The organism is Mycobacterium sp. NGS27, from assembly GCF_059813005.1.
This window is the reverse complement of record NZ_JCALDT010000002.1, coordinates 217,170-235,158: the sequence shown is the minus strand read 5'-3', so window position 1 is coordinate 235,158 and position 17,989 is coordinate 217,170. Positions and strand designations below refer to the sequence as shown.

Sequence of the window (17,989 nt, the reverse complement as noted above, 5' to 3'; positions counted from 1 at the left end):
CCGATGGCGGGGCTGCACCTGGACAACGCGGCGTGTTCCCGTCAGAGCCTGGCGGTGATCGAGGCGACCGCGCAGCACGCCCGCAATGAATCCGAGGTCGGTGGCTATGTCGCAGCCGAGGCCGCCGCACCGGTGCTCGATGCCGGACGCGTCGCATTCGCCGCGCTGGCCGGAATGCCCGATGCCGAAGTGGTTTTCACCACCGGCTCGCTGAACGCTCTGGATCTGCTGCTGGGCAGCTGGCCGGCGAAACGCGCAACGGTGGCTTGCCTGCCCGGCGAGTACGGGCCCAACCTTGCCCTGCTGGCCGCCCACGGGTTCGACCGGCAGCTGCTGCCTACCCTGGAGGATGGGCGGGTCGCGCTCGACGACGCGGCGCTGGCCTTGGACGCCGATCCGCCGGACCTGGTGCACCTGACGGCGGTGGCCAGCCATTGCGGTGTGGTGCAACCGCTTTCGATGGCCGCCCAACTCTGCCGAGAGTTGGGGCTGCCGCTCGTCGTCGACGCGGCGCAGGCGCTGGGCCAGATCGACTGCGCGGCGGACGCCGACGTGACCTACTCGTCGTCGCGCAAATGGATAGCCGGCCCGCGCGGTGTCGGGATGCTCGCTGTGCGCCGCGAGCTGATGGAAAGCCTGCACCCCCGGCTGTCCGCGCCGGAGTGGGCCCGCACAGACGGCTCGCCGACGGTAGCCGAACAGCTGGAGTTCGGTGAGGCCAATGTTGCCGCGCGCGTGGGCTTTTCGCTTGCGCTGGGCGAGCATCTGGCGTACGGGCCGCAGGCGGTGCGCGCGCGTCTGGCCGAGGTGGGCAGCCTGAGTCGTACGGTGTTGGCCGACGTGACCGGCTGGACGGTGGTCGAAGAGGTCGAAGAACCCAGCGCCATCACCACTTTGGCGCCCAACGACGGCGCCGACCCGCAAGCGGTGCGCGACTGGCTACTCGCCGAACGGCGGATCCTGACCACGTTCGCCGGCGTGCAACGCGCGCCGCTGGAGCTGACGGAACCCGTGCTGCGGATCTCGCCGCACGTGGACATCACGGCCGAAGACCTGGAGACGTTCGCCGAGGCGCTCATCGCCGCCACCGCGGCGACCGCGACCAGTTAGCCGGCTTTGTGTGCGGTTAACAGGTAGGCAGGCATCTTCATCTGCTCCACGGCGGCGGCCCCTCGAAGTGGGCCTGCTCGCGATATGCGCTGTCCCAGTCCATGACCTCGGCAGACGACCTGATTGCGAACCTAGTCCCAGGTGTGCACCGGTTCGTTGGCATGCATGTGGCCGCAATACCGGCGCAGCATCTCTGCCAGCGCCGCGGGCCTGCTCATGCCGCCGTCCTGCAGCGCCCGCACGGTCGACGCCTGCCAGCTGGCGCCGTTGCGTCCGGCTCGGGCCCGACCCTCGATGACCCCGAGGAACCGGTCGCGCACCTCGGTGTCCACGCCCCAGCGCTGCAGGCCTTCGTCGGCGATCGGCAGCAGCGTGTCGAGCACGAGTTCGCGTGCGCTCACCTCACCCAGCCCCGGCCAACGCTGCCGGGCGTCGATGCCGTAGCGCGCCGCCGCCAGGAAATTGGCTTCCGCCACCCCGAATTCCATGCTGCCCCACAGCGGGTTGTCGGCTTCGGAAAGGCTGCGCAGCACGCCGTAGAAGAACGCCGAGTTCGCCAGCATGTCGACGACGGTCGGCCCGGCCGGCAACACCCGGTTCTCCAGTCGCAGGTGGGGGCGACCGTCGACGACGTCGTACACCGGGCGGTTCCACCGGTATACCGTCCCGTTGTGCAGGCGCAGCTCGGAAAGCTGCGGGATGCGCCCGGCGGCCAGCTCGGCGACCGGGTCCTCGTCGGACACCTCGGGCAGCAGCGACGGGAAGTAGCGGATGTTCTCTTGGTAAAGGTCCAGGGCGGAGCTGATCCACTGCTCGCCGAACCACACGCGCGGGCGCACGCCTTGAGTTTTCAGCTCCTCGGGTCTGGTGTCGGTGGACTGGGTGAACAGCTCGATGCGCGTTTCGGCCCACAGCAGGTGCCCGAAGAAGAACGGCGAGTTCGCGCCCAGCGCCAGCTGCGGGCCGGCCACGATCTGCGCCGCATTCCAGTTGGCGGCGAACGCCTCGGGCGCCAACTGCAGATGCAATTGCATGCTGGTGCAAGCGGATTCGGGCGCGATCGTGGCGGTGTGCCAACTCAGTGGCTCGGGCCCGGAGATGTCGATCGGAATGTCTTCGCCGCGGGCGGTGAAGATCGAGTCGTTGAGGGCGGCGTATCGCGTCGACTCGCTCATCCAGCCGTGGTCGAGGTGTTCGGACATCAGCGTGGGCAGGATGCCGATCATGACGATGTGGGCGCCACCGTCGGCGCTGGCCTTCTTCTCGGCCTCGTTCAGGCTGGCACGCACCTCGGCCTCGAGATCCAACGTGGTGTGTCCAGGCAGCGCGTGCGGCGGAACGTTGAATTCGATGTTGTAGGCGCCTAATTCGGTCTGATACGCCGGATCGCCGATGGCGTCGAGCACGTGACGATTGGACATGGCCGGCTGGTAGCCGGCGTCCACGAGATTGCACTCGATCTCCATGCCGGTCAACGGCTGCTCGGACTCGAAGCATGAGCGGTCCAGCATCGTCTCGAAGGTGTCCAGGCACAGCTGTACCTTGCGGCGGTATTCCCGTCGATGCGCGCTGTCGTACGTGGTGCGCTTGACCTCTTCGCCCACAACGCAGATGCAACAGGGTTACCGCCCGTAACGCAAGCTCTCACGTGTCGCAGTCCCTGCACCGTCGGTCTCCCGGGTAGACCATGATGGACTTTTGCCGCTAAACGTGTCCGACCTCACGGGTGGAGGAGAACAGTTGGCCGAGTTCGCCGAATTCGTCGCAGCCATCGACCAGGGGACCACCAGCACGCGCTGCATGATCTTCGATCACGATGGTGCCGAAGTGGCCCGCCATCAACTCGAGCACGAACAGATCCTGCCCCGGGCCGGGTGGGTGGAGCACGACCCGGTCGAGATCTGGGAGCGCACCTCCTCGGTGCTGACGTCGGTGTTGAACCGGGCCGATCTGAGTCCGGAAAACATTGCGGCGCTGGGCATTACCAATCAGCGCGAGACGACCCTGGTGTGGAACCGCAAGACCGGGCGGCCGTATTACAACGCGATCGTCTGGCAGGACACCCGCACCGACCGGATCGCGTCGGCGCTGGACCGCGACGGTCGCGGCGACGTCATCCGCCGCAAGGCCGGTCTCCCGCCGGCCACCTACTTTTCCGGCGCCAAGCTGCAGTGGATTCTGGAGAACGTCGACGGCGTGCGTCAGGCCGCCGAAAGCGGCGACGCGTTGTTCGGCACCCCCGACACCTGGGTGTTGTGGAACCTGACCGGGGGGCCGCGGGGCGGTGTGCACGCGACGGACGTGACGAACGCCAGCCGGACCATGCTGATGAACCTGGAGACCCTGGACTGGGACGACGAGCTGCTGTCGATCTTCTCCGTTCCTCGCGCGATGCTGCCGACGATCGGCCCGTCGTCGTCGCCGCAGCCCTACGGCGTGACGTCGGAGGCGGGGCCGGCCGGTGGCGAGGTATCGATCACCGGGATCCTCGGTGACCAGCATGCGGCGATGGTGGGTCAGGTGTGCCTGTCCGAAGGGGAAGCGAAAAACACCTACGGCACCGGAAATTTCCTGCTGCTCAATACCGGTGAGACGATCGTGCGGTCCGAAAACGGGTTGCTCACCACTGTCTGCTATCAGTTCGGTGACGCGAAACCCGTTTATGCGCTCGAGGGTTCGATCGCGGTGACCGGGGCGGCCGTGCAGTGGCTGCGCGATCAGCTGGGCATCATCAGCGGTGCCGCCCAAAGCGAATCGCTGGCGCGCCAGGTCGAGGACAACGGTGGCGTCTACTTCGTCCCCGCGTTTTCCGGGCTGTTCGCGCCCTACTGGCGATCCGATGCGCGCGGCGCGATCGTCGGGCTGTCGCGATTCAACACCAACGCGCATCTGGCGCGCGCGACGCTGGAGGCGATCTGCTATCAAAGCCGCGATGTGGTGGACGCCATGGCGGCGGATTCCGGTGTGCGCCTTGAGGTCTTGAAGGTCGACGGCGGTATCACCGGCAACGACCTGTGCATGCAGATTCAGGCTGACGTGCTGGGGGTGGACGTGGTCCGGCCCGTCGTCGCCGAGACGACGGCGCTCGGCGCCGCCTACGCGGCCGGTCTGGCGGTGGGGTTCTGGGCCGATCCGGCCGATCTGCGTGCCAACTGGCAGGAGGGCAGGCGCTGGGCTCCGGCGTGGGACGACGAGCAGCGGGCCGCGGGTTATGTGGGTTGGCGAAAAGCCGTGCAGCGGACCCTGGATTGGGTCTCCGTAACCTGAGGGGTCACGTGACGCCGCCCGATCCAGGGCCCGCCGAAGGCACTCAGTCTTCGCCGAGGATGCCGTAGATTTCACGCCGCGCATTGTTGAGGATGTCGACAATGCGCTGCTGCTGCTCGGCCGAAGCGGTGTGGGCGGACTGCCCGACCGCGCCGAACAATTGGCCCACGGCGGCCCGCAGGTTCATATGACCGGGGTCCGCCCCTTCGGTGATCTCGTCCCAGGGTGGGGTCTCGATCTTGTCGGCCGCGGCGCGACCCTGCTCGGTCAGCTCGAAAAGCTTCTTGCTGCCTTCGGTTTCGCTCGCGGTGATCAGCCCTTCGTCGTCGAGCAGCTGCAACGTCGGGTACACCGAACCGGGGCTCGGCTTCCAGAGTCCGTTGCTGCGTTCGGCGATCTGCTGGATCATTTCGTAGCCGTGCATCGGCCGCTCGACGAGCAGCTTCAGGATCGCCGCTCGCACGTCGCCGCGCTTGCCGCGCCCCGGGCCGCCACGGCGCCATCCGCCGCGCCGGCCACCGGGGCCGAAGCCGAATCCGGGACCGAATCCGGGACCAAATCCCGGTCCGAACCCGGGTCCGAAGCCGAGCGGGCCGTCGTGGCCGCCGGCATGATCGCGCAGATGCTCGCGGAAGTCCCGACGGGCCTGGCGCCGTGCCTCGTGCAGGGCGCGCCGGTCAACTGGGCCGGAGCCGAATCCGAAGCCGGGCCGGCCGCCGAAGGGGCCATCGGGGGGAGTGAATGGGTTAGTCAATGTTCTGTCCTTACGTTTGTGGGTCGCGCACCGGTCGTGCGCTACGAAACATCACGATATATCGGAAACTAACGCGATGCAACTAAGAGTGTCGAAGAAGTTCGGCGAACCCCGCCTGAACTGGGAAATCCTGGCCGTATCTGCCAACGACCGGTCCGCCAGGCGGTTTGCACGGGCGAAGCGACGGGTAGGAACTATCGGGATGGATCCCGACAACGACCTGAGGGTCAATAGCGGTGGCGCCGGCGCGACCGCAGCCGGACGACCAGATGGTGCCCGGACCCGCAGTACCTGGCCGTGGATCAACTGGGGACTGGCGCTGGCGACGGTGCCGGCCGCCGCACTTGTGATGCTGTTCGCGCTCGGCGCCATCATGAGCACCGACGGCTGCAGCGATGGCGGCTGTCCCAACCTGGGTCATGGCGGGATCGACTTCGGCGTCGCGTTCTACGGTGCGCCCGCCGTCGCCGTCGTCGTCATCGTCATCTCGTTCTTCACCGCCAAACGCCGGGGCGGTATCGCGGTTCCCCTGTGCGGATGGGCGTTGCTGGTCGCCGACGTGCTGCTCATGGCGGCGAGTGTGGCCGGCTAGCTCGGGGGTGAGAAACCGTCGGGCGTGTCGGCTTCTCCCGGGCCGGATGGACCGGGTTGCGGTCCCGGCCATCCCGTGGCCTGTGGTGGTGCTGCGGCCGGCGGACCTGGCCAGGCCGGGGGGCCCTGATAAGGGGGGCCGGGCGGTGGCCACGTCGCCGGACCCATTGGTTGCCCCGGCCCGGGCATGACCGGCCGCAGCCGGGCCAGTTCGCGGCGGTGCCGCTCGGCGAGGACCGCGGCGAGCACGAGTTCCGGCGGAGCGCCGGGCGGTGGCGGCGGCGCGATGCGGGCCACCACGTCGCCGGCGATCCGGTATCCCATCTGTACGCGCAGCTGACGGTCGAGCTGCGTTGCCCTGGAAAGGAATTGACGGGCAACCTCGACCTGGCCGGCGGACAGCCCCGACAACTGCAGCGACGACGCCCACCACGCCAATGAGGGCGGCATCATCGGGGGTGGTCCGAGTCGAGGTCCGCGTTCGTTGACCACCACCGTGCCCGCGAAGACGTCGCCGATTCGTTTGGCCTTGGGCGACAAGATGCTGCAGATGACCGCGGGGCTCCCGAACAGCATCCAGATCTCCACCAACGAAGCCAGGGCGCGAAACAACGCCTGGCGGAAGCGTTCCGGGCCGCCGTCGTCGGACACGACTCGCAGGCCCATCGCGATCTTGCCCACGGAGCGTCCCCGCGTTGCCGTTTCGAGAATCAGCGGATAGCCCACGACCACCAGCACCGTGAAGATCAGCAGGATCGCTTGAGACAGTGCGCTATCGAATTGAGTCAGCGTGGCAGCCCACAACATGAGGCCGAGCAGGTAACCGATGGCGATGACCGCGATATCGATCAGCGCGCTCAACGTCCGAACCGGCAGCTGGGCGATCTGCACATCGAGCACCACAGCGTCCCCGGTCACCACCTCCGACATAACTTCGAACGGTACAGGTTGGCTTGCGTGTGGCCTGCTGCGCGCTTGGCCGAGCCGGCGGTGCGATTAGGCTGCCGAGGGTGGATGTCGATGCATTCGTGCTGGCCCATCGCCCTACCTGGGACCGCCTTGACCGATTGATCGGGCGGCGCCGGTCGCTTTCCGGCGCAGAGATCGACGAACTCGTCGACCTCTACCAGCGGGTCTCCACCCACCTGTCGATGCTGCGCTCGACATCGTCGGACTCCATGTTGATCGGTCGGCTCTCGAGCCTGGTAGCGCGGGCCCGTTCCGCGGTGACCGGTGCCCATGCGCCACTGAGCCGTGCGTTCACGAGGTTCTGGACGGTGTCGTTTCCGGTGGTTGCCTACCGCACCTGGCGGTGGTGGCTGGCTACGGCGGCGGCGTTCTTTGCCGTCGTTGCGGTCATTGCGCTGTGGGTGGCCGGCAGCCCGGACGTGCAGTCCTTGATCGGAACACCCACGGACATCGAACAATTGATCAACCACGACGTCGAGTCCTACTACAGCGAACATCCCGCCGCGGCGTTCGCGCTGAAGATCTGGGTGAACAACTCGTGGGTGTCCGCTCAATGCATCGCGATGTCGGTGGTGCTGGGACTGCCGATCCCCCTGGTGCTCTTGGAGAACGCCGCCAACCTGGGTGTCACGGCCGGCCTGATGTTTCCGGCAGGGAAGGGGGCCTTGCTGCTGGGTCTGCTTGCCCCACATGGACTGCTGGAACTCACGGCCGTATTCCTTGCGGGCGCAACGGGAATGCGGCTCGGCTGGTCGGTGATCTCGCCGGGTGAGCGGCCTCGCGGCCAGGTACTCGCCGAACAGGGCCGTGCCGTCGTCTCGGTCGCCGTGGGTCTGGTTGCGGTGCTCTTGGTCTCCGGTTTGATCGAAGCGCTGGTGACCCCTTCGCCACTGCCGACGTCCGTGCGAGTCGGCATCGGCGTCATCGCCGAGGTCGCTTTCCTGTCCTACATCGTCTACTTCGGCCGCCGCGCTGCGCAGGCCGGCGAGAGCGGTGATATGGAAGAGTCGCCCGACGTCGTTCCGACTCGCTGAGCGTCCCGGCGGCCCGGGGCCGGCAGCTACAGGCGCCCGGTCGCCTTCATCGCGAGATAGTGATCGGCAAGGGCGGGCGCCAGTTCGGCGGGAGGGGCGTCCACGACTTCCACCCCGCTGCGGCGCAGCCGGGTGGCGATCGCGCCACGGTCATTGCGGGAGCGTTCGGCGGCCGCCGCGTCGTACACCGCCGCGGCATCCCATCGCCCCCCGGCCATGTGGTCGACGCGCGGATCGGAGACCGCGGCCAGCAGCAGGTGATGTTTGGCCGACAGCCGCGGCAACACCGGCAACAGTCCCTCTTCGAGGGCGGCCGCATTGAGGTCGGTCAGCAATATCACGAGTGAGCGCCGGCGGGCGCGCAATAATATGGCGGAAACCATTGCCCGCCAGTCGGATTCGACAAGCGTTGGTTGCAGCGGCGCCATCGCCTCCACCAGCTGCGCGAGCAGCTCGGTGCGCGAGGCGCCGAACACACCGGCCCGGCTCACCTGGTCGTGGGCGAGGAAGTCGACATGGTCCCCTGCGCGCGATGCCAGCGCCGCCAACAACAGTGCGGCGTCCATCGACCAATCCAGCCGCGGCCAGCCCGCGGGATCGGACGCGGTCGGATCGACGCCGACCCGACCCGCAGCCGTGCGGCCAGTGTCGAGCACGATCACCACCCGCCGGTCGCGTTCGGGTCGCCACGTGCGCACCACCACATCGGCGCGACGCGCGGTGGCGCGCCAGTCGATCGAGCGCACGTCGTCGCCGACGACATACTCTCGCAGCGAGTCGAATTCGGTTCCCTGACCGCGGACCAGCGTCGGCAGCAGGCCGTCGATCTCCCGTAGCTTGGCCAGCCGCGACGGCAGGTGCTTGCGGGCCAGAAACGGGGGGAGCACCCGCAGCTGCCCCGGCACCGGTCGCGAACCCTGGCGACCCGCCAGCCCCAGCGGGCCGATGGATCGGGCGGTCACCACCGTCGCTCGCTGGTCGCCGCGGCGAACCGGTTGGAGCTGGGTCTGGACGTGCTGGTCTCGCCCGGCGGGAATGTCGATGGGATGGATGCGCGGCTGCGCTTGAGCGCTGGGCGGCCAGGCGTCGCGAATCTGGCCCCGGAACCGGCGCGGGCCATCGTTGCGGATCAGCAGGCCGCACTCCACGTGCTGCCCGAGCCGGGCCGAGCGATCCGGGGAACGCACGTAGTGCAACCTGGCGGGGCTGGCCGCCAGTGCGACGTCGACGGCTACCACGATCGCCAGCGCTATCAGCAGGACCGCGAAAGCTGTTGCCGGCCAAGGGGACAGCGCAATAGGCAGGACGCAGATCAGTGCGACCAAGCCGGTGCGTCCGGTCAGGACCACTAGCGGGGCACCGGAACCGACGCCAGAATCCCGTCGAGCACCCCGTCGGGTGTGGCCCCCTCGAGTTCGGCCTCGGGCCGCAACATCACGCGGTGCCGCAGCGTCGGGCGGGCCATGGCCTTCACGTCGTCGGGCGTGACGTAGTTGCGCCCGGACAGCCAGGACCAGGAGCGCGCCGTCGCCAGCAGGGCGGTCGCGCCGCGGGGCGACACGCCGAGTTGCAGCGCGGGGGAGGAGCGGGTGGACCCGACGATGTCGACGATGTAGCCCAGCACCTCGTCGGCAACCAGCACGTTTCGCACGGCGTCGCGACCGGCCGCCAGGTCCGCGGGCCCGGCCACCGGCTTGATCGCCGACAGATCGCGCGGGTCGAAGCCGTGCGCGTGCCGATGCAGGATGGCGATCTCGGCGTCGCGGGGCGGCAGCGTCACATTCAGTTTGAGCAGAAAGCGGTCCAGCTGGGCCTCCGGCAACTGGTAAGTGCCCTCGTATTCCACCGGGTTCTGGGTCGCGGCCACGATGAAGGGGTCGGGCAGCGGCCGCGGTTCGCCATCGACGCTGACCTGCCGCTCTTCCATCGCCTCGAGCAGCGCGGCCTGGGTCTTGGGTGGGGTGCGGTTGATTTCGTCGGCGAGCAACAGGTTGGTGAACACCGGACCGGCGCGGAAAACGAACGCGGCCGTGCGCGCGTCGTACACCAGCGAGCCCGTCACGTCGCCGGGCATCAGGTCGGGGGTGAACTGCACCCGCTTGAACTCCAACTGCAGCGCCGCGGACAGCGCCCGGACCAGCAGCGTCTTCGCCACTCCGGGAACGCCTTCCAACAGCACGTGGCCGCGGCACAGCAGCGCGATCACCAGGCCGCTGACCACACCCTCCTGTCCGACGACGGCCTTGGCCAGCTCACCGCGCAACGCCAGCAGCGCCTCGCGCGCCGATTCAGCGGTGGGAGATTCGGTGGTAGTGGGTTGTGTCACGGGTGTGCGACCTGCCTTTCGATGTCGTCGAGCGCACGGGCAAGTTGTAACAGGTCGTTGTCGGTCGTCGGGGGCGGACCGAACAGATGGTAGGAGACGAACGCCGGATCGGCTCCGATGCGCCCGGCCGCGGTGGCCACCACCGCCGACGGCGAAGCGCCCGCACCCAAGCCGAGCCGCGGCAGCAGCCGCGCCAGGGTGGCCGCACGCAATGCGGCGGCCGCGCGATCGCGCGCCCGCCGGGACCGGTACAGCCGGCCGCGGCCCTCGACGGTCTCCGACGCGCGCACCACCACCGGTAACTCCTCGGCCACCAGCGGTCCGGGCCGGCGGGCCTTCCACACGGCGACCAGCAGCACCACCAGCGCCAGTTGTCCGACCAGCCAGAACACCTTGGACGGAAGCAATTCTAAAAGTGTTGACTTGGGCGAAGATTCACCCTCGACGGCGTGCGGTGCGTACCAGACGAGCCGGGGCCGGTCGCCCGCGAGGTTCATCGCCAGCGCGGCGTTGCCCGCTTGCAGCAGGCTGCTGTTGGTCATGAAGTCGGTGTTGCCGACGGTTGTGATGGTGCGCCCGTCGTTGCGGAAGCGGATCAACGCGCCGTCATAGCAGCGGGTCATCTCGCGACCGTCTTCGGACTCGTAGGTGCTGCTCACCCCGAACCGGACCGGCCCGGAGCGAACAGCCTCGCGCAGTGTGCAATTCGGGTCGAGGTCGAAACCCTTGGCGTGCGAGACCCGCACACCGGGCAGCAGCGCCCCGCGGGCCCGCGCCGTCGGTTCCACCAGCAGCAGATCCGAATGGACGTTGTCCAGCCGGTCTAAAAGCGCATCGGTGAGGTATTGGCTCTGGGCCACCAGGATCAGCGCGTCCGGGCGTGCCGCAGCTTCGACGTCGGCGATGTTGTTGGCCACGACGACGTCGACTCCGGCGCCGCGCAGCAACTCCACCAGGGCGTGCGCACCGTCGGGGCTGGTCGACGACGGGTCCATCCGGGGCCCGGGTCGCGGTGCGTTCAGATACGCGTCGACGCCGGCGATGACGGCGAGCACCAACACCGTGACGAGCACCCAGCGCCAGGCGCGCCAGCGGCGCGGTGCGGCTTCGGGACCGGCGCCGGTGATCGTCGCCATCACCGCACCTGCGCCCACGACTCGCTAGCGGCAGGCTGGCCGGGCTCGAGCGGACCGCCCTGCCAGCGGGTCAGCAGATGATCGTCGAGGTCGGCGACCATCTGGTAGGCGGCCTGGGTTCCGGGTTGCTCGCCGTAGGTGACGTCGTTGAAAGCCATTGCGGCTCGCCTCAATTCGCTGAGCAGGTGCGGTAACGCCGCACCGGCATCGCGAGCCAGCTCGTTGGCCGTCCGGCCGGGGGCGGGTATCAGCACTCCGGTTTCCTCGAGCTGGCGGGCGACGGCGCGCAGCCGGTGACGAATCGCGGCAGCCCAATTACCCTCGGCCGCAGAGTTTTCGGCGGTAGCGCGATGCTGGGCGGCGGTCAGCTGGGCGGCTTCGAACAGCGAGTGGTCACCGCCGCGGCGGGTGCGCATGGTGCGTCGCAGAATATAGATGCCGACGATCAGTGCGATCACGAGCAGGGTGAAAAGCACTGTTGCGGTGAACCATCCGCCCGGAACCGAGGAGATCTTCTGCAGCAGCCGGTAAAACTGATCGCTGATCCAGTTGATGAGCTGTTCCCCGGGGGAGCCCTTCGAATAGATCGGTTTGTCAAGCTCGTCCTGCGCGGCACGATGAGCGGCATCGCGGTCGATGTCGATGGAAGGCATCGTCAGCTAGTCCTCGCTCGGCCCTACCGGGGCCGCGTCAGCCAGAGGTTGTCGGTGGACGCGGCCGCGTAGGGACCCTGGGCCGCTCCGCTTTGCAGCACCAGGTCGAATGCCTCGGCGCGCATGCGGCGGTCGGTATACAGCAGGACGATGACGCCCGCGTTGAACGGCGCGGTGATGATCTCGCCGATCGCCGCCCCCACCGACAGAATCGCCGTGCTGACCACAAACGCCGCGGCGGACGAGTTGATCTGGACGAACTGGCCGGCGATGCTGAACGGCACCGCAACGGCGTTGGCGACGACGGATGTCACCAGCAACGCGAGCACCCGGATGCCCAGCACTCGCCAAAAGCCGTGGCGAACCAGCTTGAACGATCGGGTGATCGCGTCCATGACCGGCAGCCGCTCCAGCACGATCAGCACCGGGGCGAACAGCACCACCGTGTACAGGTAGACCAGCAACGCCAGGACGGCCAGCGCCAGCGGGATGCCCAGCACTACGGCCGCCGCGGCGTTACCGATCGCCGCCAGCACGCCGATGATCACCGCGACCAACCCGGCAAGGGCCGCCACCGCGACGGCTTCCAGCAGGGCCAGGCCGAGCAGGGCCGGCAGGCGGCCGCGGATCTTGGCCCAGGTTTCGCCGATGGTGATGGGTGACCCGAAAACCGCTCGCCCGATGATGACGGTGAGCATCCCGGACAGCAGCATGCCGCCCAGCCAGCTGACCAGCAGGCCGCCGATCAACGACGCGGACCAGGCCCCCAGGACCGCCGAGCTCAGTTCGCCGGGTCGATCGCTGGGGAATCGGTCCGCCGCGGCCAGGGGCCCGAAGAATGCGACCTTGGTTATGATCTGCATGATCACCACGACGACGGCCGTCAGGCCGAGCGTCGCTTTCGGGTTCGCCCGAACGTAGCCGACCGCGCCGTTGAAGATGTCGCCCAGGGTCAGCGGCCGTAGCGGGATGATGCCTGGTTTGACGGCTCCGTAACCGCCGAAGCGTGGCGGCGATCCATAGCCCCACGCGGGCCCGTAGCCGGATGGCGACCCGTAGCCAGGAGGTGGTCCGTAACCGGGCGGGGGCTGGTAGCCAGGCGGGGGGCCGTATGCCGGGGGCGGACCGTAAGCCGGGGGCGGGCCATACGTTGCGGGTGGACCGTATTGGGGTGGTGGGCCGTATGCCGGTGGCGGACCAGCCGGATAACCAGGTGGCGGCGCGCTCACCGAACCCCGCGGCCTTTGCAGCCGGGCGCCTCGTATGTCATGGGCTCCATCCTGTCGGCGGCCGGGGCATTTCACAACGTTGACCCCCCGCCCGGCGCGTAGCGTCTCCCACATGGCGGAACTCAAATCCCGGATCCGGACGGACCTGACCGCGGCGATGAAGGCCCAGGACAAGTTGCGAACGGCCACCCTGCGCATGCTGTTGGCTGCGATCCAAACCGAGGAAGTCTCCGGTAAGGAGGCCAAAGACCTCAACGACGAAGAGGTCATCAAGGTGCTGGCCAGGGAATCGCGCAAGCGGAGCGAAGCAGCGGAGATCTACACCCAGAACGGGCGCGGGGAGCTCGCCGCCAACGAGCACGCCGAGGGGCGGATCATCGACGAATACCTGCCCACCCCGCTCACCGAGGCCGAGGTGGCCGACGTTGCCGACACCGCGATCGCGCAGGTCGCCGAAGAAATCGGCGAGCGGCCGGGGATGAAACAGATGGGTATGGTGATGAAGGCCGCGACGGCGATCGCCGCCGGCAAGGCCGACGGCGCGCGGCTCTCGGCCGCCGTCAAAGAGCGTCTGTAGCCCGGGAGGGTCGGCCGGCGAAAACGGCCCGGCGCCCGGCTCGTCGAGCCAAACACGTTGCGCCGCAACACCAGACGCCTCACCGGATAGCGGTGACACCGCGCGCCGGTTTGCGCTCGGGGCAGTCGGGTACTCCGTCACGCATGACCAGTTTTGGCTACACTTTGATGACCGAGCAGAGTGGACCCAAAGACCTTGTCCAGTATGCGGTTTCGGCCGAGGAGCGGGGCTTCGACTTTCACGTGTGCAGCGACCACTTTTCGCCGTGGCTCGCCGCACAAGGACACGCTCCGAACGCCTGGGCGGTGCTGGGTGCGGTGGCGCAGGCCACCGAGCGGGTCGACCTCTACAGCTACGTGACGTGCCCGACGATGCGGTATCACCCCGCGATCGTCGCCCAGCAGGCGGCCACCGTGCAGATCCTGTCCGACGGCCGGTTCACCTTGGGCCTGGGCAGCGGTGAAAACCTGAACGAACACGTCGTGGGCAAGGGCTGGCCGGCCGTCGCGCGCCGGCAAGACATGCTGCGCGAGGCCATCAAAATCATCCGGGAGCTGTTCGGCGGGCAATTGGTCGACTTCACCGGCGACTACTTCCAGGTCGATTCGGCGCGGCTATGGGACGTGCCCGATGTTCCGGTGGGCATCGGGGTGGCGATCGGGGGTACCCAGGCGGTCGACAAGTTCGCCAAGCTGGCGGACCATCTGATCGCAGTGGAACCCAGCACGGAGCTTGTCGACGCCTGGCACGGCGCCCGCCAGGCGGCCGATCTCGCCGGCGGCGGCCGGGTCGTCGGGCAGATACCGGTGTCCTGGGATCCCGACCGTGAGACGGCCGTCAAACGTGCGCACGAGCAGTTCCGCTGGTTCGCCGGCGGCTGGAAGGTCAACGCCGACCTGCCGACGCCGGCCGGCTTCGCCGGTGCGACCCAGTTCGTGCGACCCGAAGACGTCGCCGAGACGATCCCGTGCGGCCCTGACCTCGATGCCATCGTCGAGAGCGTCCGGCCCTACTGGGAAGCCGGTTTCACCGACATCGCGCTCGTGCAGATCGGCGGGGACACCCAGGAAAGGTTCCTCGCCGAAGCCGCTGAGCCGCTGCTCGCGGCTTTGCGCGACGCAGCGAACTGAGCACAGGTTTGACCGCTTTTCGCCCGGGTACCCGGGTCGCAGTCGTGCGCAGCCAACCAACGCGCGCCGGACGCCGGTAGAGCTGGGACGTGAACGGGCGTTCCGGCGCGCGTTGGTCCGATCAAAACCGCTGACGCACAGCCGGCTCGCAAGTGTGCGCATTCCGGCTAAGCGGGGGGAGTGAACGATGACCGATGGCGATGGTGACACTACGACCACACTGGTCAGGGCGCTCAGCGGCGCCAGCTTCGGCCTGGGCGTCAGCGAACTGGTAGCCCCGGGGAAGGTCGCCGCCATTGCCGGCGTCGACGACACCAGCCGGTCGCGGCGGGTCATCCGCGCTCTCGGGGTGCGTGAATGCGGCCACGGCGCGGCGCTGCTGGGCGGTCCACCCACGCTGGTGTGGACCCGGGTGGCCGGCGACGTCCTGGACATGGCGCTGTTGATCGCGGGAGTAGTCGCCCGCGGGACCGGGCGACGGCGTCGGGGCACCATCGCGGCCGTCGTTCTTTCGGGGATCGGCGGACTGGACCTTTATACGGCGTTGCGAACGACCGGGGCGTGACACGGCTGCAGTTGAGAGCTCTTTGATCCGACGGAAGTCGGCGATCGCAGGAAAGGGATGTGACGATGTCAAATGAATTGCAGGGCAAGAAAATAGCGATCCTTGCGGCTGACGGTGTGGAGAAGGTGGAGCTCGAACAGCCTCGTGCGGCGTTGCAGGAGGCCGGCGCGCAAGTGCAGCTGCTGTCGTTGAAGGATGGCGAAATACAGGCGCGCAACCACGATCTCGAACCGGCCGGAACCTTTGCCGTCGACCGCAAAGTGTCCGAGAGTTCGGTGGACGATTACGACGGCCTGGTGCTCCCGGGCGGCACCGTGAACCCGGACAAGCTGCGCATGGACAGCTCCGCGGTGTCCTTCGTCCGCGACTTCGTCGGGTCGGGCAAGCCGGTCGCGGCCATCTGTCACGGCCCCTGGACGCTGGTCGAAGCCGGTGTGGCAGTGGGCCGGACGCTGACGTCGTATGCCAGTATTCGCACCGATCTGCGTAACGCCGGCGCCCACGTCGTCGACGAGGAGGTCGTCGTCGACGGCAATCTGATCACCAGCCGCTCGCCATCGGACCTCTCGGCGTTCTGCGCGACCATCCTCGAACAGTTCGCGCATGCGACGGCGGGTTAACCGCGGATTTCCGGCTCGTTCGTTTGAAAGCGCCGGTTTGCGGGCATTATCCCGCCAAGCCGTGATCAGCGGCGAATTTTATAGGGTTCTCGAAAGGCCAACAGTGACAACCACGTATCCCGAGCCCGCCGTTTCGTCCGTCCCCAACGTGTATCAGCCGCAAGAGGACTCTCGGTTGCTGGTGGACGTGATGCATGACACCGGCCTCATCCCGGGGCGGCGGGTCCTCGATCTGTGCACCGGCAGCGGTTTCGTAGCGATCGCTGCCGCCGCCATGGGGTGCACCGGCGCAACGGCCTTCGACATCTGCCCGCAGGCGGTGCGGTGCGCTCGGGAGAACGCGGCGGCCGCCGGTGTGGAGGTGGACGTTCGCGAAGGATCGTGGATCGCTGCGGTGGACTGCGCGCCGTTCGACGTCGTCGTGTCCAACCCGCCGTATGTGCCCACGCCGCCCGGCGCCGAGCTGGAAGAGATCTGCCCGGCGGCCGGACCGTCGTGGGCGTGGAACGCCGGGGTCGACGGCCGGACGATCCTCGACCCGCTGTGCGAAACGGCGCCAAAGCTCTTGCGCGACGGGGGATCCCTGCTGCTGGTGCATTCGGCGCTCGCTGGTGTTCAGGAGTCGCTGGATTCGCTCAAATGGGCGGGCATGGATGCGAAAGTGATTGCCTCCAAATGGATACCGTTCGGACCGGTGATGTCTTCGCGGGCCACGTGGCTGGAGGAAGTCGGCCTGATACCGCGCGGGCGCCGGGAAGAAGAACTGATCGTGATCCGCGCGGAAAAGCGATGACGACAACCCGGGTTCAGGTGGTGCCGAACGGGCCCGTGCTGGTGTCGGGCCCGGTGCGAATCGAGATGCCCAATGGCGAGGTCGTCGAGTCCGACCGGTTCATGGTGGCGATCTGTACCTGCCGGCGCAGCGACCGCTACCCGCTCTGCGACACCAGTCACCGCCGGTGCCGGCGCCTCAAGACGCCGGCACGCTCATCTGCTCCAGCGGCATCCGCAACGACGTCTGATTCTTCTTCCACGACGTCATAATCCGTTGCGCCAAGCGGTCTTCGACCGCCGCGTGCGCGCGGATGCCGAAGACGACGTCGTGTTCCAGTCGCGGGTCCTGGGCTACCAGATCGCCCACCACGTCGTTGCGCACGACGTGTTCGTGCACCGCGTCGGCCTCGACGTGCTCGCTGTAGAACTCGATGCACGCCGCCGGTGCCTGCAGCCGCCGCAGCGCCTGCACCATGCGTTGCGATCCCGGCGGTGAGGTGATCTCCGTGGAGGCGAAGTGCCCGATCGCGGCGCCGCGCAACGAGCGGTGCAGACCGAACAGCGACATGAGGTTGACCACCGCCAGCGCTTCGGCCGGCACCGCGTCGACGTAAGCCCAATACGTCGCATCCAGGCCGGCCGCCGCGAGCAGATCGGCGAACAATTGCTGGTGCAGCCGTGAGCCCCGTCCGGCGCCGTATTCGTCGAATTCGATTGCCACAAAAGCCGCTTTCGCCACACCCGTCAGACGCGGGATGGCAAAAGCGTGCGGATCGCCCTCTTTGAGGTGATAGAGCGAGCGGTGCACGAAGTACTCGCACATCTGCTGCCAGGTTCCGGTGTCGCGCAGGTAATACGACGGGCCCGTGCCGTCGACGGGTTCGATTGTGAGCGCTTCCATCTCGGCCGCCGCGGTCTGGTCTGGATCGATGTGACCGACGTCGCGGCGCACGCCGGCCAGGAACACCCGTTCCAGTTCGGCGCGCAGACCCAGCAGCGTTGGATTCCACTCCCAGGCGGGGTCGACGCCGGCAAGCCCGCGGTAGTGCAGCTCATAGCACATGGACAGCGCCAGTTGCAGATCCAGACCGTACGGATCGGAATCCCGCACAGAGGCGCCGATGCGCGCCAGGTGGTCGGTCGATGGCGGACCCGCCAGCGCGCAACGTACGGCTGTCGACAGCGGCCCGTGCGCCGCAGGCAGGACGGGTTCGGTCAAGGTCGATGTGTGGGTCACGCCGATGTCTACCCGCT

Annotated in this window: 19 protein-coding genes; 10 read left to right on the top strand and 9 right to left on the bottom strand. The window is 68.0% G+C overall.

Annotated elements, in window-relative coordinates; genetic code table 11:
• The first annotated feature begins 3 nt into the window (after positions 1–3).
• Entirely contained in the window at positions 4–1,110 is a 1,107-nt protein-coding gene (gene egtE / locus AC5Y30_RS05690) for an ergothioneine biosynthesis PLP-dependent enzyme EgtE (RefSeq protein ID WP_499917641.1), read from the top strand.
• Between the two features lie 131 nt (positions 1,111–1,241).
• Here egtE and AC5Y30_RS05685 read toward each other — a convergent pair whose 3' ends face one another.
• Positions 1,242–2,714: a glutamate-cysteine ligase family protein gene (locus tag AC5Y30_RS05685; RefSeq protein WP_499917141.1), complete on the bottom strand. Its 1,473-nt coding sequence runs from the start codon at positions 2,712–2,714 to the stop codon at positions 1,242–1,244.
• Positions 2,715–2,850: 136 nt separating this feature from the next.
• Between AC5Y30_RS05685 and glpK the strand changes: the two genes are divergently transcribed.
• Positions 2,851–4,377: a glycerol kinase GlpK gene (gene glpK / locus AC5Y30_RS05680; protein WP_499917140.1), complete on the top strand. Its 1,527-nt coding sequence runs from the start codon at positions 2,851–2,853 to the stop codon at positions 4,375–4,377.
• 43 nt (positions 4,378–4,420) lie between these two features.
• On the opposite strand, the gene AC5Y30_RS05675 is transcribed toward glpK, so the two are convergent.
• Positions 4,421–5,131, bottom strand: a complete 711-nt coding sequence (locus tag AC5Y30_RS05675; RefSeq protein ID WP_499917139.1) for a PadR family transcriptional regulator — start codon at positions 5,129–5,131, stop codon at positions 4,421–4,423.
• A 202-nt stretch (positions 5,132–5,333) separates the two neighbouring features.
• Here AC5Y30_RS05675 and AC5Y30_RS05670 point away from each other — a divergent pair, with 202 nt between their 5' ends.
• Entirely contained in the window at positions 5,334–5,723 is a 390-nt protein-coding gene (locus tag AC5Y30_RS05670; RefSeq protein ID WP_499917138.1) for a hypothetical protein, read from the top strand.
• On the opposite strand, the gene AC5Y30_RS05665 is transcribed toward AC5Y30_RS05670, so the two are convergent.
• Complete coding sequence (locus AC5Y30_RS05665) at positions 5,720–6,652, bottom strand: RDD family protein (protein WP_499917137.1); 933 nt, start codon at positions 6,650–6,652, stop codon at positions 5,720–5,722. The two genes, AC5Y30_RS05670 and AC5Y30_RS05665, sit on opposite strands and share 4 nt — an antisense overlap.
• A gap of 80 nt (positions 6,653–6,732) precedes the next feature.
• Here AC5Y30_RS05665 and AC5Y30_RS05660 point away from each other — a divergent pair, with 80 nt between their 5' ends.
• Complete coding sequence (locus tag AC5Y30_RS05660) at positions 6,733–7,725, top strand: stage II sporulation protein M (RefSeq protein ID WP_499917136.1); 993 nt, start codon at positions 6,733–6,735, stop codon at positions 7,723–7,725.
• Between the two features lie 26 nt (positions 7,726–7,751).
• Here AC5Y30_RS05660 and AC5Y30_RS05655 read toward each other — a convergent pair whose 3' ends face one another.
• The 5 genes from AC5Y30_RS05655 to AC5Y30_RS05635 are packed head-to-tail and all read right to left on the bottom strand — an operon-like array spanning position 7,752 to position 13,183.
• Entirely contained in the window at positions 7,752–9,074 is a 1,323-nt protein-coding gene (locus AC5Y30_RS05655; protein ID WP_499917135.1) for a DUF58 domain-containing protein, read from the bottom strand.
• On the bottom strand, positions 9,074–10,051 hold the full coding sequence (locus tag AC5Y30_RS05650; RefSeq protein WP_499917134.1) for an AAA family ATPase: 978 nt from the start codon (positions 10,049–10,051) through the stop codon (positions 9,074–9,076). Before AC5Y30_RS05650 ends, AC5Y30_RS05655 begins: the two co-directional genes overlap by 1 nt.
• Positions 10,048–11,187: a DUF4350 domain-containing protein gene (locus tag AC5Y30_RS05645; RefSeq protein ID WP_499917133.1), complete on the bottom strand. Its 1,140-nt coding sequence runs from the start codon at positions 11,185–11,187 to the stop codon at positions 10,048–10,050. The genes AC5Y30_RS05650 and AC5Y30_RS05645 overlap by 4 nt, the downstream gene beginning before the upstream one ends.
• The gene (locus tag AC5Y30_RS05640) at positions 11,187–11,840 is read right to left on the bottom strand and encodes a DUF4129 domain-containing protein (RefSeq protein ID WP_499917132.1); all 654 of its coding nucleotides are present in this window, start codon (positions 11,838–11,840) and stop codon (positions 11,187–11,189) included. Before AC5Y30_RS05640 ends, AC5Y30_RS05645 begins: the two co-directional genes overlap by 1 nt.
• Positions 11,841–11,863: 23 nt before the next feature.
• Positions 11,864–13,183, bottom strand: coding sequence for a DUF7847 domain-containing protein (locus AC5Y30_RS05635; RefSeq protein WP_499917131.1), 1,320 nt, complete (start codon positions 13,181–13,183; stop codon positions 11,864–11,866).
• Here AC5Y30_RS05635 and AC5Y30_RS05630 point away from each other — a divergent pair.
• The 6 genes from AC5Y30_RS05630 to AC5Y30_RS05605 all read left to right on the top strand — a co-directional run bounded on the left by AC5Y30_RS05630 (position 13,182) and on the right by AC5Y30_RS05605 (position 17,005).
• On the top strand, positions 13,182–13,646 hold the full coding sequence (locus AC5Y30_RS05630; RefSeq protein WP_499917130.1) for a GatB/YqeY domain-containing protein: 465 nt from the start codon (positions 13,182–13,184) through the stop codon (positions 13,644–13,646). The genes AC5Y30_RS05635 and AC5Y30_RS05630 overlap by 2 nt on opposite strands.
• 143 nt (positions 13,647–13,789) lie before the next feature.
• Positions 13,790–14,776, top strand: coding sequence for an LLM class F420-dependent oxidoreductase (locus tag AC5Y30_RS05625; protein WP_499917129.1), 987 nt, complete (start codon positions 13,790–13,792; stop codon positions 14,774–14,776).
• Positions 14,777–14,963: 187 nt separating this feature from the next.
• Positions 14,964–15,341 (top strand): malate dehydrogenase, encoded by a 378-nt coding sequence (locus AC5Y30_RS05620; RefSeq protein WP_499917128.1) that lies wholly within the window; start codon positions 14,964–14,966, stop codon positions 15,339–15,341.
• Between the two features lie 65 nt (positions 15,342–15,406).
• On the top strand, positions 15,407–15,961 hold the full coding sequence (locus AC5Y30_RS05615) for a type 1 glutamine amidotransferase domain-containing protein (RefSeq protein ID WP_499917640.1): 555 nt from the start codon (positions 15,407–15,409) through the stop codon (positions 15,959–15,961).
• A gap of 103 nt (positions 15,962–16,064) precedes the next feature.
• Positions 16,065–16,754 (top strand): HemK2/MTQ2 family protein methyltransferase, encoded by a 690-nt coding sequence (locus AC5Y30_RS05610; protein WP_499917127.1) that lies wholly within the window; start codon positions 16,065–16,067, stop codon positions 16,752–16,754.
• A gap of 65 nt (positions 16,755–16,819) precedes the next feature.
• A complete protein-coding gene (locus AC5Y30_RS05605; protein ID WP_499917639.1) occupies positions 16,820–17,005 on the top strand; it encodes a CDGSH iron-sulfur domain-containing protein in 186 nt (61 codons plus the stop codon).
• Here the strand turns inward: AC5Y30_RS05605 and AC5Y30_RS05600 are convergent.
• The gene (locus AC5Y30_RS05600; RefSeq protein WP_499917126.1) at positions 16,932–17,972 is read right to left on the bottom strand and encodes an iron-containing redox enzyme family protein; all 1,041 of its coding nucleotides are present in this window, start codon (positions 17,970–17,972) and stop codon (positions 16,932–16,934) included. The two genes, AC5Y30_RS05605 and AC5Y30_RS05600, sit on opposite strands and share 74 nt — an antisense overlap.
• Between the last annotated feature and the right edge of the window lie 17 nt (positions 17,973–17,989).